Below are 26749 nucleotides of genomic sequence, written 5' to 3'. Positions count from 1 at the left end.
GGACTTATGTCTTTGGAAAGTATCTATGTCGGAATCGCTGAAGCCATGAGCCGTTGTAGTTCTGCCAAAATTTGGTCGTCCAAATTACTTTCTTTCTCCTCAGATACCAAAACAAAGGTAACGTTACTCGATAGAATGCCATTTCGACTCGATCAGTAGGGCTGGGCTTAGGGAAAAACTGTTCCAACCAATCGTTTACGCCGAGGTCCATGACTAGATGATAGCGAGGCGAATCGCCGTCATTCATCACGTAATGCAGCTTTGAAAAATTAACATAGTAAAGTCGACCAGTATCCATTTTGATCTTTTCGCCATCGACCCAGAAATAGACGCCGGAGTTTGTTTCGATAGGGATATGGAGACGAACCTTTCGGAATGCGAGATTTGCCACTTCATGGCCGATGTCACGATGTTTATCGATCCCAGAGCCAGGATCCAGTCGGGTAATACGGATGCGGCCTTGAGGGCAATGAAAAGAATCCAGAAGCGAAGAGAATGCCGGGAGGTCAGCGCAAATCTCAGTCCGTTTCATCTCCTCATATGGAGCGGCACGTTGTGACTCTGGTCCACTTGCTTCCCCGTTTTTAGAAACTAGTGGTATGGATTTCCAGCCTCGTGAGAGGGTTACATCATAGTGCTCCAGCCAGCTGTCATCCTTCAGCTGATCAAGCTCCCGCCGCAATTCGTCGATGTTGATGGCGAAAGGCAGTTGTTTGGTCAGATCGCACCAAGTGTACATGTTCAGCTCCTTCGAACTCGCAGGGGTGGTCTATGGAAGTAAGTCTATCTCAACCTCTGTGGTTTTCGCACTGTCTGCTTTTGTTTTTGTTGTAGACGTCCGCAATTCATAGTTTCTCTCCAGCCTTTTAACCATTAGTGTAGAATTCCGTCGTTCACAGGGAGTTAGCGCACGTGAAAGAATTCAGTTTCAGTATCATTGTTCCAAGCTTCAATGCGGCGAATACTCTACCGGAGACTCTGGCGAGCATCGTCCCGCAGCTGTCCGAGCATGATGAAATCATTGTGGTCGATGACGGATCGACCGATGAAACTCCCGATGTTATGGAGGGCTGGTCTACGTCACGAGTCCGCTATGTAAGACAGGCTAACAGCGGGGGGCCTGCAAGCCCGCGAAACCGCGGAATAAGGGAGGCAAACGGCTCGCTCATCGCTCTTTTCGACTCAGACGATATCATGCTTCCGGGAAAGTTGGAGGCGACCCGTCAGGCTTTTTCACACTATCCGGATGCTGGTCTGCTGTTCACCAATTTTTCGACAATTGATGAACTCGGAAATGTTTTGAGTTCCCGGTTCCTGGATAGTTATACGTTCACCGGTCCGTTTTGTGCAAAAGATGAGGCGTGCGTGAGAATTGAACCTCCGGAGGCCTATCGTGCTCTCGGGAGCGAGAACTATATTGGTACATCGGGGGTCGTTATTCCCCGAAAGGTGTTTGATCGGCTTGGGGGGTTTGATGAATCGCTGACCAATGGGGACGACAGGGATCTGTGGTTCCGGGTGACGCGCCAAGAGGTGGTCCTGTTTTTGCCTGGCTGCTACCACGCTTATCGTATTGGAAGTTCAAGCATTTCCAAGGGCAGTGCAAGAAAACGCACCCCCTCGAAAATAAAAGTTTTGGAAAGGCAATTGGACAATCCACTTGACGATGAATTTGCGCGGAGTATCCGTTCCTTGGTTTCAGACAACTACTGTGCGTTGGCCTACGAAAGCTTCCAGAAGAGTGAAATGGGACGATGCAGAGCGGAAGCCATACAGGCACTGAGTGCTTCTATTAACTCCACGGCTTTGAAGCTCTATCTGCTGTCCTTTCTTGGCTCCAGATTGGCTGCAAGAATCAGGCAGCTCAAGAATTGGCGGGCTCGTTAGCGGATCGACCGAGCTTTTTGGTCGTCAGCTTTCTTTACATTGAGCTTTTTCACAACGACCTTTTGCGGCTTTTGTCTACTGTAAGTCCGAACCTTTTGTTTTAATGGTACAGGCTTTGCAGCGATCCTTTGGAGATGAGTTTTGTCCAAAGGAGAGGCTAGGGCATGGGCGCAAAACGGAACACCTTCAAGCCAACGATCACATTTATGCTGGCGCTACTCTGGACGGGAATCACAAGCGCAGCTGATTTTGGCGAGCCGCTCATCTGTCTCAACGCTGGGGGAGGCGCCTACACCTCGTCTCAGGGCTTCCAGTTTATCGCCGATGCCCATTTCTCTGGTGGCGATATTGCGGCCCACGCTCACAACATTGCCGCTACGGACGACGACCCGCTGTTCCAATCGGAGCGATACGGCAATTTCAGTTACCAGATTCCCGTACCGACCGCGGGCAGCTACATCACGACACTTCATTTTGCAGAGATTTATTACCAGTCCACCACCACAACCGGTGGTGTGGGTAGCCGGGTTTTCGATGTCTACATCCAGGGCGAAAAAGTAGAATCCGAGCTTGATATAATCGAGCAGGCTGCAAGCGTAACAGCGGTTTCCCGGAGCTATTTTTCTCAGGTGGGCGGCAGCTCTGTAAACATCAGTTTCGGCGCAATTTCAGATCTTCCCAAACTGTCGGCCGTGTGTGTTTTCCCTAGCAACGGTGATTTCGATGGCGACGGCTATAGTGACAGCGACGACGTATTTCCATTTGATGGTACGGAATGGCTCGATAGCGATGGGGATGGTATTGGCGACAATGCAGATGCGTTCCCATTCGATGCCACAGAATCTGCGGACATGGATGGTGATGGCGTAGGGAATAACAGCGACCCTGACATGGATGGTGATGGCTTCGCTAATGATAACGATGCGTTCCCGGAGGATCCGTCGGAGTGGCTGGATAGCGATAATGATGGCATTGGTGACAACTCTGATCCAACTCCCTCCCTAGCGAGTGTTGCGGAATGTGTGAACGTTGGGGGCCCGGAGTTCACTGCTCAGGACGGCACTGTTTTCAAGGCTGACACCCATTTCCTCGGGGGCAGAACCGGCACTCATAAGCAATCCATAGCCAATACCTTGGATGATGTCCTTTATCATACGGAACGTTGGGAGAGTTTCAGTTACAACATTCCTGTTCCTGTTTCAGGTTCTTATCTGGTCGAACTTTACTTTGCCGAAATCTACTATCAGGCGAGGATTTCATCTGGCGGAGTTGGTAGTCGGGTATTTGATGTGTTCGTAGAGGGTGAAACCGTTGCGGAACAGTACGACATAATTGCGGCAGCAGGCAGCAAGTCAGCAACCCAGCTTGACCATGTGGCTGTTGTCGAGGATGGCGAAATTGATGTCGATTTCGGTGCTATTACAGACTGGCCAAAGCTTTCAGCCTACTGTGTGACCGAAATCGTGGGCGCTGACTCCGATGGTGATGGTGTGCCCGACGCTCAGGATGCGTTTCCCTCTGATCCCAATGAAACCGTTGACTCGGACGGAGATGGAGTTGGTGACAATTCGGATCTCTTCCCGAATGATGCGTCAGAATGGTCCGACCTTGATGGTGATGGAGTGGGAGATAATTCGGACCCGGATCGCGATGGTGATGGTGTTGCCAATGCCGATGATTACTACCCGGATGACCCCACCGCCTGGGAGAATCCAGGAAGTGATGGTGGAGACAACGGTGGTGGAACCGGCGGAGATGAGCCTCTCCACCAGATGTGTGTAAATGTGGGTGGGCCGGAATACTCCGCGGCTGATGAAACCCTCTATATAGCCGACAGCCATTTTAATGGTGGCTCGAAAGCCAGTCATGTGTATGAGATAGACCGTACGGCCGACGATACCCTTTACCATTCAGAGAGATGGGGCGACTTCGCCTATTCCATACCGGTTCCTGAGTCCGGAAACTACATTGCGTCATTGGAGTTTGCAGAGATTTACTTCCAGTCCACGGTCGCAACTGGCGGTGCTGGCAGCCGGGTTTTCGACATCATTGTTCAGGGCAATGTCCTGGAGCCCGGGTTCGATATCCTGGCGGACGTGCCTAGCAAGACGGCGCTAACAAGGCACTATCTCACCAGTTCAAGCAGCGGCTCAATCAATATCTCGTTCAATGCAGTTGCCAACGAGCCCAAGGTGTCGGCCATTTGTGTCAGGCAAACCAATGGCGATTATGACGGCGATGGCACTCCGGATGACCAGGACGTTTTCCCGATTGATTCAGCTGAGTGGTTGGACAGTGATGAAGATGGCGTTGGAGACAATACCGACGTGTTCCCGGCCGATCCGGCAGAGTGGTCTGACCTGGATGGCGACGGTATCGGTGACAATAGCGATCCTGACCGTGATGGAGATGGCTACAACAACAATCAGGATGCATTCCCAGGTGATCCCACCGAGTGGCTTGATAGCGATGGTGATGGCGTCGGTGATAATGCTGACCCCACACCCTTCGGTGACATTGATGGGTTCCAGATGTGTGTGAACGTTGGTGGCGGAAGCTATGTGGCGACCGATGGCACAGAGTTCATTGCGGATGCCCATTTTTCTGGCGGAGATACTGGCGGCCCCAATAATTACAGTATTGCTGGCACCGACGATGACAAACTGTTTAGAAGTGAGCGTTGGGGGGACTTCAGCTACGCAGTTCCGGTTCCTGCAGTGGGAGACTACGTTGTTGAGTTGATGTTTGCGGAAATCTATTACCAGGTTGGAACGCCCTCAGGTGGCCCTGGCAGCCGTGTTTTCGATATCTATGTCGAGAACGAATTGACCACCAGCGGTTTCGACATTATTGATGAGGTTGGCCCGAAAACAGCCATAACCAAGCGTTATCTCGCCCAAACCACTGACAACGCGGTCGAAATTGGTTTCGGTGCTATAGCAGATTGGCCAAAACTCTCAGCGTTTTGTATCTCACCAAGTACCGGAGACTTCGACACGGATGGTGATGGTGTTCCTGACAGCGAAGACGCATTACCCAACAATCCAGATGAGTGGTTGGACAGCGATGGAGACGGCTTCGGGGATAATTCCGATGTGTTCCCCAACGACCCGACGGAATGGGCGGACGTCAATGAGAACGGAGTCGGGGACAACAGCGACGCGAATCTGGATTCCGATGGCGACGGTATCGTCGATATGAATGATGCGTTCCCGTTTGACCCAACGGAAGCCTCTGATTCAGATGGGGATGGCGTTGGGGACAACAGTGACGCTTATCCTAACGATCCAACCCAGCAGTATTACAGCAGTCTCTACCAGGTTCAGTTCGTGAAGAGCGATGGTGTTGTGGATAGCCTGGCGGATGCCCAGGCCTTGATTGATAACGCCACTCAATACGAAAGCGTCGCTTTCGAGACTCATGAGATCAGCTTTACCGACGGTACTTCCGGCAGCGAGGCCATCTTTGCTGCTGGCGAGAGCTTCCCGTTTGTAAACAACTTCGCGATGTTGGCGACTCGGGAGGTTTACGCCCCTGAGTCAGGAGAATACAGCCTGCTTGTCAGAAGTGATGATGGTGTACGCCTGACGGTAAATGGCAACGTTGTCGTTAATGACGACCTGACACGCGCGGTGGACCACAGCGAGGCAGTGCTTTTCCTCGAAGAAGGGTTGCATCAGATTGAAGTTCTCTACTTTGAGAATACCGGCGGGGCTGTTGTTGAGTTCGCTGGCGTCAAAGGTGTCCAGCAGTACTCATTTGATATTGCGGAGTTCTCAGCTGTAACGGATCGCCTGCACGGAGAGGTTTCCACCCCGGTCGTTTACGAGCCGCACATCGGCGGAGAGTGGGGAGAGGTTATTCAGTGGCCGGAAATACCGGTTTCGGCAGCACATCTTCCTGACGGCAAATTGCTGACCTGGGTTGGTGGAACCGAGATAACCGATACGGGTACAAAGAGCACCGCAAGCCTTTACGACCCCGAGACTGGTGTGTTCGTGGGTGTGGACAACGAAACACATAATCAGTTCTGTTCCGGTATTGCCCTGACTGAAGACGGTTCAATCTTCAATTCTGGCGGCAACCCGGACACCAAGAAAACCAGCCGGTTTGATATTGAGACCATGTCCTGGGTACCTCTGGATGACATGGATAAGGCTCGCTGGTATCCGACGACATTAACCATGCCGGATGACCGGGTGTTCACAACCTTTGCCCGAAGTGCGGCCAATACGTCGGAAATCTACTCCAGCGTGACGAACCAATGGACAAATACCCCGGGTGCGAATATGCAGGGCCTGGTGGATGAGCAGAATCTGGTGAATAGCCAACAGCATTGGCAGAACCAGACGGCGAGCATGCAATGGTATGCGTTTATGCACGTGGCGCCGGATGGTAACGTTTTCCAGTCTGGCCCCATGGAAACCATGCGCTGGTTTGGCACTGAAGGACAGGGCTCCGTGGAGGAAATCGGTGCAAGGCTTGGTGGCGATCAGGCAAGGATGTTCGGTTCCGCTGTCATGTACGACGTGGGCAAGATTCTGATTACCGGCGGTAACGATCCATCGAGTGATGATCCGTCTTCTGATACCGCCATCATGGTTGATATCAATGGGCCCGCACCTGTGGTGACGGAAATCGAACCAATGAATTTCAAGAGGACCTTCCACGATGCAGTGGTTCTGCCAGACGGAAGGGTACTCATAATAGGTGGTACCACAGAGGGCAAGCTTTGGGATGATTGGGGCTCGATTCTTCCTGCAGAGATCTGGGATCCGGAAACTGAGGCCTGGACAGTTGTAAACAGCCTTGAGATCCCGAGGAATTACCACTCAACTGCGCTTCTTATGAAGGACGGACGGGTATTTTCTGGTGGTGGCGGCGCCTGCGGACCTTGCGATGCAAATCATCAGGATGCTCAGTTCTATTCCCCTGATTATCTTTTCAACACGGATGGAAGCGATGCAAGTCGCCTCGAGATAGTTTCAGTTGATAGCACAGTGGTCAGCGCCGGAGAGACCTTATCGGTTCAGGTTTCATCCGGTGCGACGGCTTTCAACATGATTCGCTTGCAGGGAACAACCCATTCGATAAACACCGATCAGCGGTTCATTCCTGTTGAGTTCACCCAGCAGGCTTCTGGATACCAGTTGGAGCTGAATCCGAATCCGAATGTTGTGATCCCAGGTTACTACTGGCTGTATGCGCTGGATGAAAATGGTGTGCCGTCAGAGGGCTATACCATCCAGGTGGTGCGTGATACTTCCAGCGACCCGGGCGATGGTTCTGGGGACCCTGAACAACCCTCTGACTGGGCTGTTCGTACGCCGGCGAGCGGGTCTGCGGATGCCCGTCATGAGAACGACTACATAGCGTTCAAGGAGCGGTTCTATCTGACGGGGGGGCGCGGTAGCCGCTCAATAGACGAGTACAATGCCATCTCCAATACCTGGACCAAACATGGTGTGCCGGTCGACGAATCCCAGCAGGAGCTCAGGCTGCATCACTATCAGAGCGTTGAGGTGGGCGGTCGCATCTTCGTTGTTGGTGCGCTTGAAGGTGGTTTCCCTGCAGAAACCGGTGTGCCTGAAATCTACAGCTTTGATCCTGACCAACCAACTCAGTGGAAAACTGAGTTTGTGATCCCGGCGGAGCGCCGGAGAGGCTCGGTTGCCGCGGTCAATTATCAGGGCAAGATTTACGTAGTCGGCGGGAACACCCGCGGTCATAACGCGGGCTGGGTGCCGTGGTTTGACGTTTATGACCCCGTCAACAAAACGTGGACGCAGCTTCCGAATGCCCCGCGCGCAAGGGACCATCACAAGGCTGCTGTGGCCAACGGTAAGCTATACGTAGTTGGAGGCCGGCGTTCCTCGGTGAACCTCGGCAACCCGGTAAGCGATACCATTCCCGAGGTGGATGTCTTTGATTTCGAAACCGGGCAATGGAGCACTCTGGACAGTGATATTCCGACGCCAAGGGGTGGAATAGCGATGATCAAGCAGGGCTCTGAACTGATTGTTGCTGCCGGCGAGAGCGGTGCGGGCGCTCACTCCAATGTTGAGGCTCTGGATGTGGTGACCGGAAACTGGCGCACCCTGCCCAGCCTGGGCATCGCACGGAATGCACCTGGCGGTGCCCGCTACGGAAACGAACTGTTCGTGGTTGCCGGTGCCCTCAATAATGGTGCTGAAATCAATGCCCAGGAGGTCATGACGCTTTACCCACGGGACTTTGCAGTGGACACTGATAATGACGGCGTACCAGACGCGTTGGATGCCTTCCCGGAAAATTCCGGTGAGTATGCAGATAGCGATGGTGACGGTGTTGGAGATAATCGTGATGTCTTCCCGAATAACTCTGTGAACTGGGCCGATACGGATGACGATGGTGTAGGAGACAATACTGACGCGTATCCGAATGATCCTTCCCGTTATGCGGAGAGTGCGCCCCAGGTACTTAACTCCACCACGCTGGTGACCGAACGCGATACGGGTTCACGGAGAGTCTGGGTGGTCAATCCGGATAACGACTCGGTGACGCTTGTCGATGACGGCGATGTGGTTGTCGAAGTGCCCGTCGGGGACAAGCCGAGCGCGGTTGCTGTTAATCCTGTTTCAGGTGACGTCTGGGTTGCCAATAAAGGTGACAGCACTCTGAACGCGATTGATCCTGACACCTATCAGGTTGTCAGGACGGAGACTCTTCCGATGGCTTCCCAGCCTCATGGCATTGTGTTCCGCCCGGGATCTCATGAGCTGTACGTCGCCCTTGAGGCGTTGGGGCAGGTATTGAGGTTGAATGTTGCAACGGATCAGACGTTGGGTTCCGCCATGCTGGATGGCAGGGTACGGCACCTGGCGATTGATGTGGGCCGTGACCGGGTTTACGCCACCAACTTCGTAACGCCGTTTGTTCCAGGAGAGGATGGACTGTCTCCGGATGTACAAAACGCCAATGCGGAAATATTTGTGTTGGATGCCGCCTCCCTGGCCCATACATCGACTGTCTCCCTGGGATATCTGAACAAGGGCGTTTCTGAGAGCTCTGGTCCGGGGCTGCCCAACTACCTGAATGCTCCTGTGCTGTCACCGGATGGTAGCTATGCCTATGTTCCCTCCAAACAGGACAATATCCTGTCTGGCGGTCTGAGAGGCGGCGCCGGTATGACCTTTGACCAGACTGTCAGGGCCGTTACATCCCGGGTTAATCTTGCGAACCTGACCGAGAACCCTGGCGTTCGTATCGATCATGACAACGCCAGTGTTGCGACCGGTGCCGCGTTTACCGGCGATGGCCGTTATCTGTTCGTTGCACTTGAAACCAGTAGGGAAGTGGTTGTTTACGACGTAATCAGTGGGTTCGAACTGACCAGGCTGGATACGGGGCGTGCACCGCAGGGCGTTGCGCTGTCGCCGGATGGTGAAGTGCTGTATGTCCATGACTTCATGGACCGCGCGCTGACAACCTTTGACCTGAAAGCCATTCTCAACGGTGACGTAAGTGCGACTGTTGCCGTTGGGTCAACGTCATTGGTCTCGCAGGAAGCGCTTTCCCCAACAGTACTTCTTGGAAAACAGCTATTCTACGATGCCGCCGACGATCGTTTGGCCAGGGACAACTACATGAGTTGCGCATCCTGCCATAACGATGGCGGTCAGGATGGCCGGACGTGGGACCTGAGCACCTTTGGCGAAGGGTTGAGGAATACTATTGGTCTGCTGGGCCGAGGCTCTGGCCACGGGCGTTTGCACTGGACCGGCAACTTTGACGAGGTTCAGGACTTCGAAAATCAGATCCGCTCACTGGCCGGCGGCACGGGGCTCCTGGAGGACGGGGACTTTGCTGTTGTAGAGGATCCAATGGGTGCACCCAAGCAGGGCTACGATGCTGAACTGGATGCCGTTGCAGCGTACGTGGAGTCGCTTACCGCGATTCCCGCTTCACCCTACTACGACGGGAATCTGTCGGCTGCAGGCCAGGCAGGTGAGGGCGTCTTCCAGAGAGAAGGATGTGCAGGCTGCCACTCTGGTAGCGAAGGCACAGACTCTCCCTCCGGAGTAGTGCATGATGTCGGAACTATTACAGCTGTCACCGGTAATGCCTCAGGAGGACCGGTTTACGGTCTTGATACACCCACACTGAATCACTTGTGGGCGACAGCACCCTATCTGCATGATGGCTCTGCGCTTACGATAGCGGAAGCAATCCTGCGACACAGTAATGTAACGGTCACGGAGCAAGAGGCGGTTGAACTGGAGATGTATCTGCTTGAGATCGACGGTGGCCGCTAAGACAATCGGTTCAGGATGAAGCGAGGTAGCCAATTGGGCTTTGAGATTAAGTGGCGTTGGCTGGTTGTTGTGCTTCTCCCGTGGGCCGCAGTCCTGTCCGCGTCGGAAGGAGTTTGCCAGCCTGCGTGCGAGGTAATGTCTGCCAATGGGCATTTCCATCTTCGGGTTCTTCCCGAAGATGGGAAAGTACCGTTAAACAGCCACCACAGTTGGATCATTGAAGTAGAAAGTGACGTTGGTGATCCTGTTGAGCTGAGAGGGTTGGCGGTTTCAGGTGGAATGCCCGCCCACGGCCATGGGTTGCCTTCACAGCCGAGAGTGACTGAGTATCTCGGCGGTGGCCGTTACAGGGTAGATGGCTTGATGTTCAATATGCATGGGGAGTGGCAGTTGAATTTAAGTCTCTCCGATGGCGTAGCGCAGGACCACGCGACGTTGGTCTTTAATCTGGATTATTGATGCTCTTCCGGCTCTTCACCAAGTGTTTGCTTCTGTTGGTTTCACTGTCCGTGTCGCTATCGTCGCAGGCCAACAACGAGCAGTTTGATGAGCGAGATATACGGATACTTCAATCACTGAGCCTTTCTGCTCTTCCGCCGCTGCCTGACACCCCCTCAAACAATGTCGCGGACCACAAACTCGCAGTCGAATTTGGCCGCCAGGTCTTCTACGATTCTCGCTTTGGCAAGGATGGGCAGTTGTCCTGTGCCAGTTGCCATCAACCCGAGCTGGCTTTTACTGACGGGAAGCAGCGTGGAAAGGGTGTCGGGGAAGCGGCCCGTAACACTCCTACCCTTATTGGAGCGGCGTACCAGCGTTGGTTTTACTGGGATGGTCGCCGCGACTCCCTCTGGTCGCAGGCCCTGATTCCTTTTGAAGCTCCGGATGAAATGGGAAGTAGCAGGCTCTCTGTGTTGAGAGTCATCAATAATGACAAAAGATACCGTTCCTACTATGAGGCGCTGTTTGGTGGCTTGCCAAAACTCGATTTCTCCAAACTCCCGGACGAAGCCTCACCTTACGGTGCTTCTGATATCCAGAATAACTGGTACAGGTTGTCACGACCGACACAAACGACGATCAATCGCGCGTTTTCCAATATTGGCAAGGTTCTTGAGGCGTTTCAGAGAACGTTGCTACCGGAGCCATCAAAGTTTGATCATTTTGTAGATGCCCTTACGGCCGGCCAACAGGATAAGGCGCTATCGATGGTTTCCGAAAGCCAGATCCTTGGGGCGAAGCTCTTTATCGACCAGGAAAAAACTCAGTGCCTTCAGTGCCATAATGGTCCAATGCTTACCAATGGTGGTTTTCACAACATCGGCAGCGGCGTGTTCAGTGGTCCAAATATGGACTATGGACGCGTGTTCGGTTTGCAGTCTGTTTTGATGGATGAGTTCAATTGTCTTGGCAAGTACAGTGACGCAGCCCCCTCAGAATGCACCGATTTGAAATACCTCAGCAGGGACAAGCACCAGGGGCTCCAGGGGGCTTTCAAGGTGCCTACTTTAAGGTTTTTGGATAAGACCGGACCTTATTTCCATGATGGCCGCTTCGATCAATTAAAGGACGTGATGGACTACTACAGATCGCCCCCAGAGAAAGGACTTAATGGCCAGCATGAATTGAGAACGCTCGACATAACACTTGAGGAGCGAGACGCTCTGGTTGATTTTCTTGGGCTTCTATCAGTTCCTGCTGAGCATTAGATACAGTTTCTGTGGTACCACTGATTTTATCATGCCCTTAAAGGCAGGGTAGGATGGCTTGTTAATAAAACTTCTTGCAAACCAATTCCTTGCAAGTTCTATATTTCCCTGATCGTGAAAGTCTATGTAGCCAAGCTTGAGGTAGTTTTTCGCGGCCAACGTGTGCACTGCATTTTTTTGTTCAGTGTTGAGATCCCACTGCTTTACCCTTTCCGCTACGGCCACTCGCTCTAAATGCTGGGCTCTGATGCGCTGTGAGGAAATCCCGCTTTCATGTTTTCGATATCTGAATGAGCTGTGGTCCACGAACACTGCGTCGCCATGCCGGCAGAGCTGGAGCCACATATCCCGATCATCGAGGTGTCTTAGGTTCTCATTGAACCCTTCGGTACGTAGCCAAACTGACTTTTTAAACACAACGCTGCAGGTTCCGACGAAATTGGCTCTCAACAATGCGGCAAGAAGCCGGCCACCGTTTACGGTATAGGTGTTGGTGCCAGCGGGCGACTTCTCTAACTGTTTTAGAACGCTGTATCTGTCCAGATACCTGTGTTCGGTGATGACACCGTTGGAGTCAGCAAGGCTGAAGTTCGTAAACAGAAATGAGGCCTTTGGAGAGTTTTCCAGTGCCTTCATGGCGACACTTACCTTGTCGGGTTCGGCGATATCGTCCGAATCAAACAGGAATATGTATTTGCCTTTCGCTTCCCTGCATCCAGCGTTCCGAGGAGCTGCAGGGCCACCGCTGTTTGCCCTTTGAACCAAACGAACTCTGGGATCTGAAATATCCGCACAAACGGCGCAAGTGTTGTCAGTTGAGCCGTCATCGACGACGAGTATTTCGTCCTGATCACTCAATTGGGAGAGCAAACTTTGCACAGTTTCAGTTAAATAGGCTGCTGCATTGAATGCCGGGATAACAACACTAATTCTTGTTGACATGAAATCCTCGCCCGATAATTCTTGCCGCGTTTCCCAGCATGTACGGAGCGATTCCAAGGTCACACTTGATAGCCACCATCAGGAAGCGAAGCTGGCCCCGTTTTAACTTATGGAGAAGGCGAAGGGATAATCTATCGCGGGCCGATTTTAGCCGCCGGTGAATTGCTTCATTCATTTCACTGTCCAGCTCGAAGTTACGTAGCACCTTTTTGCGATAAAGGATTTCATCATGTATGCGAAAGAAATCCTTATCCGTCCCAAACGTCTGCTCTGAAAATATACTTACGCCCTTCCCATAGGTTAGCCCTACGGTATCCGAGCAGATGACGTTATCGGATCTTTTCCCGATTGTTAGCCACAGAAATTGGTCTTCGCCAAACCTGTAGAACTCCGTTGGGAATCGTAAATCTCCAAACATTTGATAATCGTAAACAATAGTCGAAGTGGTAACGTAACCTTCGATAACCGACCTGAAGTAGTTGTCTTTCATTCTGCATAGGTGGGGATAACCCTCGATCGAGTCGAGGTTATATTTTTCAATAAACTTAAGTTTTTTGAAAAGATCCTCATCCTCACCCTCTACAATGCGGGAGCAGAAGTAGAAATGAGCGCCTAGCTTGAAAGCGAGCATAGCAGTTTCGAGATGCTCAGGTGACCAATAGTCGTCCGAGTCAAGAAACGCGACATAATCAGTCTTTGAATTTAACGCGGCAAGCCCCGTGTTTCTGGCAATACCCGGCCCGCTGTTCTTTTGTTCTATTACAGCGATCGATATTCCATCAGGAGGTGAGAGATCCTGTGTAATGGATTTTGTAGATACGGGTGATTCGTCATCCACAATAACAATATCGATATGCGCGATGACGGTCTGACTGAAAATGGACTCGAGGGAGCGCCTGAGCAGTGTGCCGTCGTTCTGGAAGTGGGGGATAACTACACCAATGCGAGGGGCCGTATTCGCCATAGTTTGCTTGTCCTTGTGCAAGCCAACAGCTTGAATCACGCTATAAGTGTAAGTATATACGACTATTGGTTGGCTGACAGATAGTTTCTCGCCCTGACGCCAAGCTTTCCCGGTAAAAGCTGTGCAAGGTGTCCCCATTCCCGTTTGGACAATGACGGAAGAACAAATAGCCAATATACGGTTGTTATCGCCAGGCCGGTAAATAAAAACTCCGGAAGGGTTCCCGTGGGCAATAAGAAGCGAGTCATTGCTGAGGCCACAATACATGATAATGCTATTAAAACTATGGGTTTACCAAGCTCTTTAATTGCTCTGTTAACTGTAAACCCGACTTCTCTCTGAACGATGAATGGCATTACAAAAGCTCGGCCAATGAATAGTGGTGCCGATACCCCTATGGCTGCGGCCACGATGCCGTAGTCCAGTACCCCGATCAGGAGGAAGATCAACGAGGCTGAAGTGAGTGTTTCCGCGATTCCAAGGAAGGCTTGAAGTCGATGTCGGGATGTTGCCATGAGCACGCTGCCCATGGGTGCTGTCAGGAACATAAGCATGCGGCCGCTGACCAGAACCACCAACGTATGGTAGGCCGTTGTGTATTCAAACTCTGCACCCATCCAAAGGCGTATCAACGGTTCACCGAGCAGTATGAGGCCGAAAAGCGCGAATCCACCGAGGATCATGTTGATTCGCAGAAAAACGGCAATCTTGTCATGCAGATCGACGGTATCGCCCTTAGCCTGCGATGCCGCAAACACCGGGGTGCTCATTCCTGTTGCTTTGGTAAGGAACTGGAGGCTGTACTCAACCAGCCTGACGGCGACGTAATAGGTCGTCAGCAATGAAGTTCCAAGATAGGCACCGATCAGAAATATGTCGGCTTTGTCCTTGGCCAGGTTGGTGATATCGATCAGGAAGGCCCAGTTGCTGTAATTGAAGAGCGACCGCATTGTTTCCCTGTCGACAAACTCCCTGCTGATGCGCATAGCCGGGTGGAGATACTTCGCAATAGAGATCAGGATGATGTCTGTGAGGATAGAGGCACCCAGTTGGACGAGGCTGATGGCGAGTAGTTCATAGCCACGCAGTAGGGCGATAACAGAGCAGACAGTGGAAAGTACTTTTACGACTATTCGGCACCATGCGGTAAGGTCATATCTCACGTAGGCTGCAGCAATGCCGGCAAATGCCTTAAATGGAAATCCGAGTGCTATCTGGAGCCCGGCAATCAGTATCAGAAGGCGTATCAGCAAGACATTGTCTGGATTTTCAACCCAGACCGGTGATACCCAGGCGATGACAGCGCTGGCCAGCATGACGACAACAGCAAGTCCGGAATAGATAATCAGGGATGAGTTGATAACCTGGTTGGCTTTCCTGGTGTCCTCCTGCTGGATATAGCGCGCCATGAACCGAGTAACAGCGGTCGCGAAACCGAAATCAAACAGGTAAAGAGTGGCTGTGAAGCCACCGATGAGTATCCAGATGCCGTACATGGACTCCCCAAGCTGGGACACCATGAAGGGCAACATGAAAAGCCCGACGCCAATCGTAACCACAATGTGAAGTGTCTGGGCAATTGACCCACGAAACAGGCGTTTTACGAGTGACATGGTCGACACTGGGCTTTCCTGAGTATTCAAGAGTTAACAATGGGCGCACTGGACGTATCGGAATGACGAGGCAGTATTGTACATCCATGCACAAGATAGATAACGCATTTCCTTATTCGTGAGGTAACCTACCACATTCCATGGACGAGCTACGACTTTTCAACCGTTTGTGAGGGACCGGTGAGTATTTTCCAGACAGATGCCTGGCAGAATGCATGGTGGCGTGAATGGGGGCAGACCCGGGGGTTCCAGTTGCTGGAGCAGGGCGGTTCCGGCGCGTCCGGAGTCTACATTGACAAATACCTGCTCAAGGGGCTGATACCGTTGCGCTGTCTGCAGTTTGTGGGCACCAATTACCGTAGAATTTCCACCCCGCGCACGGAGTACAATTCCTTTGTTTGTTCAAAAGAGACGTTTGACCAAGGTGCGGGACGGCTTGAACGTCTTCTGTCGTCCTGTGGTTGGTCCGAAGCCGTTTTCCGGGATGTGATTAAACAGTCCCCTGAGGCATTGCATCTGCAGAACCTGGCCCACAAAGAGGGATGGAGCTACCGGGTTGTCGATAGTGATGTGGCCTACAGCATTGAAACGACGGGGAGTTTTGACAACTACCTGTCTGCCTTGGGGCCCAATACCAGGTTGCGTCTCTTTAACAGGCGCAAGGTGCTCGAAATCTGCGGAGAGCTCTCATTTGCGAACGCCTGGCCAGACAGTCCTGATGACTTTTTTAATGCCCTGAACGCTTTTCATGTCGAGCGCTGGGGGCAGCCCTGCTTTTCCGCGAGGAGCCTGAGATTCCATAAGGATTTTCTCACACACGTTGTAGAGGAAGGGGGTGTGCCCGATCTTTCGATAATGCGTTGTGATGGGACAGCCGTGTCAGTGCTGTATAACGTCCATTACCGTGGTCGCTGTTATAACCTTCAATCGGGCTACCAGCAGGATTTTCATCCTAAACTGGCGCTGGGCACACTCCATTTAGGGTATTCAATTGAAGAGGCATTTGAGAATGCCGGTATTGCGGACTTTGACCTTCTTGCTGGCTCTGGTAAGAATGAAGATTACAAAGCTCGACTTGCAACTCATGCCGAGCCTCTGGTTTCGTTTATGCTAGTCAGAAGCCGCATATTTCGGTATCTATACCGTATAAAATCCGGAAACTAAAGTGGGGTGCTCGTTTCCCGAGTGCCAACTTGTAGTAAAAAGGTAAACTACCATTTAAACCACGCTTCTCAGGATCTACTACATGGATCGTAATATCGGCATAGCGCGATACCCTTGGCTGTTTCCCGCGCTGTATTTTGCCTGTTTTCTCGTTGCTACCGCTTCTACGTTGAGCGGTCTGGTTGACCGTTGGCTGAAGTTCGATGAGTCGTACTCCCACGGTTTTCTTGTACTCGTGATCAGCATTTTCCTGACAGTCTCTGCGTGGCGCAGGCATCGCCCGGTAGTTGGGTTCTATTGGTTCTGGCTGCTCCCACTGTGTGTCTCCGGCTTGGTATACCTCGCGGGCAGCGTTCTTCTGATTGAAGCGTTCCAGCAAGTGGCACTTTTGCCGCTATTGATTGGTGGGCTTCTGGTGTTGTGGGGGTGGAGGCAGACTCAAGCGTTTTTTATCCCCATGGGGTTGATGGTATTCACGCTTCCATTCTGGGACTATCTTTCCTGGAACCTGCAACTGATTACAGTTGCTTTCAACCAGCTGATGTTATCGCAGTTTGATATCGAATTTATCGTCGAGGGTGTGTTCGTCTATTTTCCGGGAGTGGGGGCATTCGAGATTGCCCATGGTTGCTCCGGATTACGGTACTTGTTGGTTGGTGCAACGTTGTCGCTGCTATACGGTGAACTGAATTACCGTTTGTGGCGTACCCGCTGCGTTCTTTTGTTTACCGGAGTGGTGATATCCCTTGTTGCCAACTGGATCCGTGTTTTCGTCATTATTTATATTGGATACGAATCTGAAATGACGTCATCACTTATCAAGGAGCACGATTTCTTTGGTTGGTGGGTTTTCGCCGGGACTCTTGTTCCACTGTACTTCTTCGCTCGTTGGCTGGAAGGCACCGAAAAGAACCTTGACTCGGCTGTGGACGGCAACACGGAAGGATCAGGCCTCCATTCTGCCGCTGGCATGTTATCCCCCCTTTTTCTTGTGCTTTTGATGGGAGCGGCTTCCTGGTCTGTTTCACCAAGCCTCGCAGACATGAATGGGGAAACCGAACAACACAGTGTGTCTCTAGTAGATGCTTCCAACTGGATGCCCCTTTTCCGCCGGAGTCTTCTGGGATGGCAGCCTGCCATTGTTCGTCCCGATCGTATCTTTGAACAGACCTATATAAAGCGAGGAACGGCGCGGGAGGGTCAGGCCGGAGTCAGGTTGTTAGTGGCATTATACAGTTACGACTATCAGCGCCCCAAGTTTGAGGTGGTTCAGTATAACAACCGAATATACGATTCCTCGGTATTGGTTCCTAAGCGTACCTTCAGTGTTGATCCTGTAAGTGGTCAGACACCGTTGGCTGGTCTGGAGTTGGGCTACCGTCAAACGGATACGACGTTTGTAGTGGCGTATGGATACTATGTTGAGGGTCGATGGGAGAATAATGAACTTCAGGCCAAGCTTGCCCAGCTACCGGGTATGTTTAATTCCCGCAGCGATGCGTCGCTGTTAGTTATTGGTGTTCATTGCGAAGAGTGCGACCGGGATCGCGTGTTACGCGACATTTCGCCGTTAATAAAAGAAGCGGCCCAGGAACACCTAGACCGCCTGTACACAAATTGAGTTATATGGTTTTACTTCATTCGACTTGCTGGGATACGACTTCCGATGGCGCACTTGCGAGACCGCCCTGGTCCACGACGCTTATCGAGAAGTACCACACTCCTGACGCCAAATCTCCGAAAGTAAATGAGGTCTCGGCTCCGTCGACCTGCTGGGTTTGTGTGAGCGCTCCCGGTGATTGACCATAGCGAATCCTGTAGTAATCGATTTCACTCAGTGACAGAGACGAGCCATCAAGGCGGGTGCCTGGAGCCGTCCAGGACAGCGTAATACTGCCATTTGGTTCTGCGGGTTCAGGAGATGGCTCGGTTGGGCCGGGGCTAGTGTTCACGGTTCCGACTTCTTCGAGTGTGAAAGGATCAAGGCCACTGTTGTATGCTTCAATATTCGAAATACCAGCGTTGTTTGATACAGAGTCAGCGTCGTCAACCCAGGGGCTAAGCCCCTGTGAAAGTTCCCAGGTATCCGGAATCCCATCGTTGTCCGAATCAAGCGAGTGGCTCGTTGTAGGGTCTGGCGCCTTCACAGTGGCAGGCGTGGAGAGGGGGGCGCCTGTATTGGTGTTTGTTGCCCTGTACTCGGCGACCGCTGAACCAACTCGTTCAAAATATTCCATAGAGAGCAGGACTTCTTCCCCGGGGCTGAGTGTGCGTTCATATTGAAATTCGGTGGGAGCATGCTCTGTCCAGTCATCAATAACAAGAGTACCGTTTGCGTAGAGCCTCACGCCGTCGTTGGTCCTGACGGTAAAGCGGTAGGTGTTTGTGCCTGAGTCATGGGGCGCTGTAAATATACCATTCCAGCGAATGCTGAAGTTGTCGTCGGAGAGCTGGGAATGGGGTTGACCAGTGCCCCAATTGAAGTCGACACTTCTATCGACTCGCGCATCTACAAAATCATCGAACGCTATACCGCTGTAATATTGGCCAACGAAGCCTTCGACGTAAACTGGTTCCTGTTCAGAAGGCTCCGGAACCTCGTTGGCATCTTCGGGCGACGTCCCGGCAAGGTATTCCGCCAGGTTGGTATAGCTATCATTATCCATGTCTCCACTGGCGTCTCCAGCATCAAGAGGGTCCATGCCATAGGCATACTCAGCACCGTCGGGAATGCCGTCTCCATCTGTGTCGGCGTTGTTTTCCGCTGTTCCCAGCAGGAACTCATCCGCCGCACTTAACAGGTCATTGTCTGGGTCAGAGGTGGAGTCCGCCGGGTTCGTTGGGTCTAGCCCGTAAACGGTTTCCCACTTATCGTACAGACCGTCCTGATCTTCATCGAGTGGTGGGTATTCGGGGTTGAAGGCTATACCCTGGTTACCATCCAGAAAGCCAACACGGTAGCCCAACGAGTAGGCTTCCATCTCGGAAAGGCCGGCCGTCTCACCCGATTGTGCATAGGAGTGGATATAATTAGAGTCGACGATCTGTTGGCTGATTCCAGGGCCTTCCCATGCGACTGCGAAATGGTCACTCCCTGCGCCCTCCTTTTGGAAGACTTCGAAATAGTAGCGCTGAGAAGCGTCCAGGGTTACGTATGGGGAGGTTTGGGAGCTGTATTTGCTGAACTGATTGACATAGGTCCAGCCTGGCACTGTGGCCAGAATGTCGGCGTCATCCGGTGAGTTTGACGTACTCAGCCAGAACTCGACCTTGTCGTTACCGCTCACAAAGAAGCGATATTCGCCGGATGTTGGTGGCTTTATGAACCCTCTGACGTAGGTGCCATAGTTATCGACACGATTTTCGGGGGCTTCCAGACTGGTTAACGTATCCACCTCATCCGGGTTATCCGGAAATTTGGTGGCAGAGGTCATGGTGTCAATTTCAACACCATCAAGATTGTCATAATACCGAATCTCGACAACGCCAGGCTCGCTGGTTTCGGGTAGGGCCGCCGTTGGAGGAAGATCCTCAATGTCTTGTAGCTGCCAGCTTTGGCACCCGCTGATGAGTATTACTGTACTACCGAGACCAAGTACTTTTGTAATAGACATCCTGCCTCACCTTATCGTTCCCAGATTCAGTAGGACAAGTATTGTTTGATAAAGTGAGGGCTGCCACTTATTCGTTGTACCGTTTTGGTCTTTGAGGGTTAATGTTATATCGAATGGTCATGACGCAATTAGCCTTGCCCGTTAAATTTTTCGAGCACTTTCTGCGCTTCGTTGTTTTTACCTGATGCGCGATACGCCTCTGCCAGATGCAGTGCGATTTCTTCCGACTCCGGTTGTAGTTCATGGGCCTTTTCGAGAATGGGTACACTGGCTTCGTGGTTACCGGCCTTGAGCATGATCCATCCGTAGGTGTCCGCGACTGCCGCGTTGCCAGGGCTAAGCTCGTAGGCTTGCTTCGCCAGATCGATTGCCCGCTTGTCCCCATTTTCGTGATAGATCCAGGCCAGGTTATTTAGCACCACAACGTTGCCGGGTGCGTTTTCAAGCAGGGTCTCATAATTCGACTTGGCGCTTTCATGCTGGCCCTCGGATTGCTGCAGCAGCGCGAGCGTAAGAAGCAGCTGGTTACTGCCGGGATACGTTTTGCGAGCGGACTCGAGGAAAGAGAGTGCTTCCTGTGCCTTGCCGGATCGTTGCAGGTTTGTCGCGTATCCATTTGCGAGCTCGGCGCTGGGGCGCTTGTCGAGGGCGAGTTGGTAGAGTTCAGCCGCTTGCTGGTACTTTTTTTGCCGTTCGAAGTAAACGGCTTCCGTCACGTAGGGCGCAGAGGATTCCGGGTGTTGCTGCTTGGTTTCCTGAATAATTCTCCGCGCTTCATCTTCCTCGCCTTCGTTGAAGGCTTGCTGAGCGGCTTGAAGAGCGATGTCCTGGTTGTCCGGGAACAGTGCGCGAGCCCGGTCAAGGAGAGCGGCCGCCCGGGCTGTTTCTCCCGAGCTCTGGAATGCGGTTGCTGCGCTGCTATAGATGCCTGCAACGAAGGGCGTTGCGGGTGATGGGGTCGATTGCTCGTTTCGCTCCAGCAGGGAGGCGGTTAAATCGTCCGCTTCCTGCTGGTTGTTATCCATGAGGGCAACCTCAAGCAGAATCAGACGAGGGCCGGTCGCTTCCGGATTCTCTTTGAGAATCTCCCGCATGAAACCTGTGGTTTCTTCGCGATCCAGAACGGTCGCCAGCCCTTGAAGCGCCTGGCGGCTATCCGGGGCGAGCCTGACTGCTGCCCGGAACTGCTTCTGCGCTTCCGCTTGATCGTCTTGAGTCAGCGCCAGTCTACCAAGAGCGATCAGCGGTGCTGGTGATTCGGGCGCTGTTTCCCTGGCCTTGTTGAAGTCTGTTTTAGCCGCGTCCACATTGCCTGCGGTGGCTGCGAGGCTTCCCCTGGTCATCAGGGCATTGATACTGTCAGGATCTTCTTTAATCCACTGAGAGGCGGATTTTACAGCCTCGTCCATGTTGCCAGAGCGAGCCTGAGCTTCAACGATGACGCTGCGTGCCTGCTCCAACTCAGGGGCGCTTTCAAGAACCCGGGTTGCCTCGGCGATCGCCCGGTCATGTTCACCCCGCTGGTTGAGGTAGGTCGCATACCGTAGCCTCAGCTGGTGGTTCTCGGGGTTACTTGCCAGGGCCTTGTCCATAAGCGTTTCGCCCGTTTTCAGGTCGCCGCTGGCAAGCGTGGCAATGGCCACCATGGCAAGCGTTTCCGGATCGGAGTCCTTGTCCTCCAGATTGGAGAGTATGGCCTGGGCGCCTTCTGGATTTCGCATTTGCAGCCGTGCGGCGGCCAGTAATTTGCTGGCGGTTTCCGAATTTCCCGCTTCTGCGATGGGTGCCAGCAGCTTTTCAGCATCCTCTACCCGGCCTTGCCTGAACCGGACAAGGCCGAGCATCAACGATGTCTGCTCATGGTTGGGAGCTTGTGCCAGAACTTCCTCCAGATAGCGCGCGGCCTCATCGAGGTCACCCTGTTCCACTGCCGCCTGGGCGGCCATCAGGTTGCTCTTGATCGTACCGGGGGCGGACTTGGCCAGTATTTCTTCGTAAACGAAAGCTTCTGACTGCTTCCCCTGGGCTCTAAGGACGCGAATAAGGGACGAAATCGTGGCGTATTTGCGCTGGGTCATTACATCGTACTGACCGATGTCTTCGAGGGCCCTGATATAGGCATCTTCCGCTTTTTGCCACTCTTCCTGAGAAGCGGCGAGCTCGGCCTTCCAGAGCCATAATTCACCATTCGCCTCATCGACCTCTTCCGCCTCGGTGACCAGTTTTCGGGCCTTCGATACGTCGCCGCCGGCGAACGCCGTTTTCGAGAGTCCTATCACCGATTCAACTTCCCCGGAGTCTATTTCCCGTGCTCTGTTGAACGCAGTGCGGGCTTTTTCAAGTTCATTGGATGCCAGGTAAATCTGGCCTTCCAGCAGTGCCGCCTGGGTTTCCACCGGTCGGTCCGGGGAGGTGATGTCATCGAGAGCCGCCAGGGCGTCTTCAAAATCTTCCTGAAGCAGATTGGCTTCTGCGAGGATCAGGCTGGCGCGGTTCTGAACCTTTGCATCGATCTGCTCTGCAGGGAGGCGCTCCAGGATCTGGTTAAGGTGCCGTTCGGCATTGGCCGCATCGCCTGCCTTGAGGAGATTGTTGACGATCAGGAAATACGGTTCGATCTTTTCCGGTTGAAGCTCGATCGCGCTCCTGGCTTCCAGTGTGCTCGCCTTGAGTTCACCCTGACGCTGGAAAAAACGTGACTGGTCAATATGACTCAGGTACTGGATGTCGTCCTGGCTCATCTCATTGCTGTCGCCACAGCCGGCGAGAGCGAATGAGATTGCGACTGAGAGGAGGGTGGCACGTACTGCTGAAACTGGCTTCATGGCCCTGGTCCTTTTCCTTATCGGGTCTTGTTCTGGATTCCTTGCCTGCTATTCAGGCGCCTGACGATTCGGGGGATGTTTCAATCCGATATTTATCAGTCAGGTTATACAGCGTTGGTCGGGTTACGCCGAGCAGGCGTGAGGCCTGCGCCATATTGAAGCTACAGGACTGCAGTGCCTGCACAATGGCGGCACGTTCCGCATTTTCCCTGACCTGCCTGAGATTCAGTTGGCTTTCGGGGCCTTCAAGGTCGCAGTTTAGCTCAAGGTCGGCGGCGGTAACACGTTTGCCGTCGGCCATGATTGTGGCCCGTTTCACCTTGTTGATCATTTCACGCACGTTGCCGGGCCATGGGTGTGTCTTGATGGCCTTGATGGCGTCTTCGGTAAAGGCCAGGTTGGGCCGATCCATTTGTTTGCCCAATGACTGCAACAGCGACTGCGCAACAACGAGGGCGTCGCCTTCGCGCTCGCGAAGTGCGGGAACGTCGAGAGTAATTTCACTGATCCGGTAATAAAGGTCCTCGCGGAAAGTCTCCTGATCGATCAACTGCTGTACGTCCCGGTGAGTTGCGCACACCACGCGGACATCGACAGGAACCGGGTTGACCGAGCCCACCCGATCGACCACGCGCTCCTGGAGAAAGCGGAGCAGCTTGGCCTGGAGGGGCATGGGCATGTCGCCAATCTCGTCCAGGAATAGGGTGCCGCCATTGGCGCTTTCGATTTTGCCTTTCTTGCTCTGGGTGGCGCCGGTGAACGAGCCCTTCTCAAAGCCAAAGAGTTCGCTTTCAAGGAGGTTCTCAGGAATAGCGGCACAGTTAATGGCCGCAAAAGGTTTATCGAAGCGGTGGCTCAAATCATGAAGCGCCCTTGCCAGCAGCTCCTTGCCCGTGCCGGTTTCACCGGTAATCAGGGTAGTGACGTCGGTGGGGGCCACTTTTTCGAGGGTGCGACAGATGCCAAGCATCTGTGGGCTGGCCGCGACGATACCTTTGATGTTGGTGCCATTACGCTGACGGGCCAGCTCCCGGTTGTCACGTTCCAGTTCGGCCAATCGCAAGGCACGGTTCACCACGAAGGTCAGAATGTCCGCGTCCAGCGGCTTCTGGTAGAAGTCACTGGCCCCCATACCGATGGCCTTGACGGCGTTCTCCTTGTCTTCCCGTCCGGTGACCACAATGATCTTGGTCATGGGCGACAACCGAAGAATTTCTTCAAGCAGTAGAAAGCCTTCTTTTGCACCGCCTGGATCCGGAGGCAGACCCAGATCCAGAGTAATGACATCGGGTTCGCTTCGACGCAGTGCGGTCAGGGCTGACTCCCGGTCAGCCGCAACGCTTACTTCCAGATCTTCGCTGAAACACCAGCGCATCTGGCTTTGTAAACCCGGATCATCTTCTACGATTAGCAGTCGTCTACTCACAACGGTTACAAATCCCTTTTTGTAATGGTGACGGTCTTGCGATCAATCCTCTAAACCCTGATTCTTAACCGAAGATTGACACTTTGCAATGATAGTGTTCGCTGTATTTCGGTTTCGCCAATTATTTGGCATTCTGCTGCGGCAGTGGGTCGCCGGTAATCAGTCGCTCGGGTTCTTCCGGAGCCTGTTCCGGTTTGAACCGGGCAAGCGGGAACCGGATTGAGAAACAGGAGCCCAGGTCCGGTTCGCTGGTTACATCTATATTACCCCCAACATTGCGCACATACTCCCTGGCCTGATAGGCACCAATGCCCATGCCCGTCAGCCCCTTGGTACTTTCGAACGGTTTGAATAACTGGGTCTGGATAAAGTCCTCGGTCATGCCGGAACCGGTGTCCTGGATGAACAGCACGACGTTGCCCTTGGCGGTTTTCAGGGTGAGAGTGATTTCGCCATCGGGTGGGGTGGCATCCTGCGCATTCTGAATCAGGTGGCCGAGAATGCTGTAGAGTTGCTCCCGATCGGCATTGATGAAAATGTTTCCGGGATTATCGGCAACCCTCGGTGCAGGTTGGCGGCGGGAGTAGTGCTCCGCCAACTGGCTGACAACCTCAGTCAGGTCGATCACTTCGGTCACCAGGGTTTCGTCCGCTGGCTTGCGGATGTGATCCACAAGGTTCGACATCTTGCGCACGGCATGGTCAGTGGTGTGAATCATATCGTCGATAAAGGCCGGGTTGTTCCGGTGCCTGGGGGCGTTTTTCACCAGCAACGATAGTTGAGCAATCAGCGTTTTCAGGTCATGCACCATGAAGGCAGACGCCTTGCTTACCGCCTCAAACTGCATGGCCCTGGAAAGCCGGTTCTGGGCGTCAGTTTGTGCAAGCAGGTTACAGGTCTGCCGGGCGACAACCTTGATCAGGTCAAAGTTCTCCCAGTTGAGTTCAACGCGCGCGTAGGGGTTGCCGACCATGGCAATACCGTATAAGTCGTTGCTGAGGTATAGGGGAATGACCAGCCAACCATCCGGTGTATGTGATATCGGGTCGGGGATCTCCAGCAGGTTGTAGCTGACCGGATCGCCACGATATTCATGAAGGTCGATAATCCACTCCCGTTCCCCAAAGAAGCGGACAAGTTCGGAGTTGGCGTCGATGGTCGTGTACTTGGGCGTGACCATGTTGACTGCGTTCTTGAGGATGAAGTCGCCTCTTTCCTCTCGTATCCAGAGTGCGCCGGCGTTGCTTTCAACCAGGCCCGAAAGAATGCGGATGACCCGTTCCGGAAGTGGCGGGCTGTCGCTGAGGTCGGCCATTTCCCGGGTCATTTTCAGCCATTCGTCGCGGTAGTCGTATTTGTAATCGAAAAAGTTCTGGCTGATAAACACCATTAGCCGGGAACGCACACGGCGCGAGACCAGCAGGGTGACGAGGAATACCAGTGCGATGCTGAAGAAGAGTACCTGCAGGGCGTCGCCCCATTCGCCTCCCAGGGTTTTGACGTAGTAGCCACCCAGTGACAGGAACAACAGGTAACCACCGGCGAGTATCAGGGCTCCGGCGTGGAAGACGGCTGAACGGGAGAGCTGGAAATCCACTGGCTGTTTGCGGGTGTTAATCACGTTGACAGCAAACAAGGGCACCAGTGCAGCGTTGACCAGGCCACGGGCGTTCCAGAACGACTCCGAGACCTGGCCAAAGAGCAGGGTGTCGGCATACATGAAGAAATCAAAGGCAAACAGGCTGCCAACGGCAATACAGACATACTTCATGCTGGACCGACCAAATGACACGGAGTTTCGCCAGATCTGCTCAATCAGCGATAAGCCGAGTAAGGATAGGGCTATCTGGCCAACCACTTTGGTTTTACCGTCCAGAATGCTGAGCCCGAAGAAATATTCCAGGACACCGCTGCCGAGTAGGAGAGCAACCAGAATCAGGGTGGCTGCCGCCAGCACTTTTCGTAGGCGACCGACAAGATTGGCAGACCGGAATGAATCGCGAAGTAGGGCGAAGAGGACGGTAATCCACGCGGCATCACGCAGAAGTTCCAGCAGGTAGCGAATAAAAAAGCTTGGTTCGCCCCAAAGGCTTTGGGTAACAAGTGAGCCGGCCCACAGCGTGGTGACCACGGCGGCGAGGAGCAAAGAACGATCAATGTCCCGGCGCAGGTATCGTGTGGCAATCAGCAGCGATAGCAACCCAAAGGCAATGGCTGCCGTGGAATGACTGATCAGGCTGAAATTATTCAACATGTTTCGCTTCCTGCGCTATGCGCCACTTTCCATAACGGCACCGATTTCGATCCTGTG

At 53.1% G+C, this 26749-nt stretch carries 14 protein-coding genes; 6 read left to right on the top strand and 8 right to left on the bottom strand.

Annotated features, from left to right (window positions below):
- Positions 1-4: 4 nt before the first annotated feature.
- Positions 5-739 carry an aspartyl/asparaginyl beta-hydroxylase domain-containing protein gene (locus B3M52_RS10375; RefSeq protein WP_269399920.1) on the bottom strand — a complete coding sequence of 245 codons (735 nt, stop codon included), beginning with the start codon at positions 737-739 and terminating at the stop codon, positions 5-7.
- 173 nt (positions 740-912) lie between these two features.
- Between B3M52_RS10375 and B3M52_RS10370 the strand changes: the two genes are divergently transcribed.
- The 4 genes from B3M52_RS10370 to B3M52_RS10355 all read left to right on the top strand — a co-directional run bounded on the left by B3M52_RS10370 (position 913) and on the right by B3M52_RS10355 (position 11890).
- The gene (locus B3M52_RS10370; RefSeq protein ID WP_273633665.1) at positions 913-1887 is read left to right on the top strand and encodes a glycosyltransferase family 2 protein; all 975 of its coding nucleotides are present in this window, start codon (positions 913-915) and stop codon (positions 1885-1887) included.
- Between the two features lie 164 nt (positions 1888-2051).
- Complete coding sequence (locus B3M52_RS10365) at positions 2052-10181, top strand: malectin domain-containing carbohydrate-binding protein (protein ID WP_286749526.1); 8130 nt, start codon at positions 2052-2054, stop codon at positions 10179-10181.
- Between the two features lie 135 nt (positions 10182-10316).
- On the top strand, positions 10317-10640 hold the full coding sequence (locus B3M52_RS10360; protein ID WP_185906443.1) for a FixH family protein: 324 nt from the start codon (positions 10317-10319) through the stop codon (positions 10638-10640).
- Positions 10640-11890, top strand: a complete 1251-nt coding sequence (locus B3M52_RS10355) for a cytochrome-c peroxidase (protein WP_199480680.1) — start codon at positions 10640-10642, stop codon at positions 11888-11890. The genes B3M52_RS10360 and B3M52_RS10355 overlap by 1 nt, the downstream gene beginning before the upstream one ends.
- Here the strand turns inward: B3M52_RS10355 and B3M52_RS10350 are convergent.
- From B3M52_RS10350 to B3M52_RS10340, 3 genes are all read right to left on the bottom strand, one after another.
- Entirely contained in the window at positions 11870-12832 is a 963-nt protein-coding gene (locus B3M52_RS10350; protein ID WP_075196104.1) for a glycosyltransferase family 2 protein, read from the bottom strand. The two genes, B3M52_RS10355 and B3M52_RS10350, sit on opposite strands and share 21 nt — an antisense overlap.
- Positions 12816-13796: a glycosyltransferase family 2 protein gene (locus B3M52_RS10345; protein ID WP_052479515.1), complete on the bottom strand. Its 981-nt coding sequence runs from the start codon at positions 13794-13796 to the stop codon at positions 12816-12818. Before B3M52_RS10345 ends, B3M52_RS10350 begins: the two co-directional genes overlap by 17 nt.
- A 62-nt stretch (positions 13797-13858) precedes the next feature.
- On the bottom strand, positions 13859-15409 hold the full coding sequence (locus B3M52_RS10340) for a lipopolysaccharide biosynthesis protein (RefSeq protein ID WP_286749614.1): 1551 nt from the start codon (positions 15407-15409) through the stop codon (positions 13859-13861).
- Positions 15410-15661: 252 nt separating this feature from the next.
- Between B3M52_RS10340 and B3M52_RS10335 the strand changes: the two genes are divergently transcribed.
- Both B3M52_RS10335 and B3M52_RS10330 read left to right on the top strand, forming a co-directional pair.
- On the top strand, positions 15662-16573 hold the full coding sequence (locus B3M52_RS10335; RefSeq protein WP_286749525.1) for a GNAT family N-acetyltransferase: 912 nt from the start codon (positions 15662-15664) through the stop codon (positions 16571-16573).
- A gap of 82 nt (positions 16574-16655) precedes the next feature.
- Positions 16656-18194 (top strand): exosortase/archaeosortase family protein, encoded by a 1539-nt coding sequence (locus B3M52_RS10330; protein ID WP_052479514.1) that lies wholly within the window; start codon positions 16656-16658, stop codon positions 18192-18194.
- A 16-nt stretch (positions 18195-18210) separates the two neighbouring features.
- On the opposite strand, the gene B3M52_RS10325 is transcribed toward B3M52_RS10330, so the two are convergent.
- The 4 genes from B3M52_RS10325 to prsK form a co-directional block, all read right to left on the bottom strand.
- The gene (locus B3M52_RS10325) at positions 18211-20187 is read right to left on the bottom strand and encodes a PA14 domain-containing protein (protein ID WP_286749524.1); all 1977 of its coding nucleotides are present in this window, start codon (positions 20185-20187) and stop codon (positions 18211-18213) included.
- A gap of 128 nt (positions 20188-20315) precedes the next feature.
- Complete coding sequence (locus tag B3M52_RS10320) at positions 20316-23012, bottom strand: tetratricopeptide repeat protein (protein ID WP_286749523.1); 2697 nt, start codon at positions 23010-23012, stop codon at positions 20316-20318.
- A gap of 52 nt (positions 23013-23064) precedes the next feature.
- Positions 23065-24438 carry a PEP-CTERM-box response regulator transcription factor gene (gene prsR, locus B3M52_RS10315; protein ID WP_036205429.1) on the bottom strand — a complete coding sequence of 458 codons (1374 nt, stop codon included), beginning with the start codon at positions 24436-24438 and terminating at the stop codon, positions 23065-23067.
- 121 nt (positions 24439-24559) lie between these two features.
- A complete protein-coding gene (gene prsK / locus B3M52_RS10310) occupies positions 24560-26692 on the bottom strand; it encodes an XrtA/PEP-CTERM system histidine kinase PrsK (RefSeq protein WP_286749522.1) in 2133 nt (710 codons plus the stop codon).
- Between the last annotated feature and the right edge of the window lie 57 nt (positions 26693-26749).

Source organism: Marinobacter sp. UBA2688, from assembly GCF_002352785.1.
In the GTDB taxonomy this organism is placed as follows: domain Bacteria; phylum Pseudomonadota; class Gammaproteobacteria; order Pseudomonadales; family Oleiphilaceae; genus Marinobacter; species Marinobacter salarius.
The sequence above is the reverse complement of the archived record's forward strand: the minus strand, read 5'-3'. Positions and strand labels throughout refer to the sequence as shown.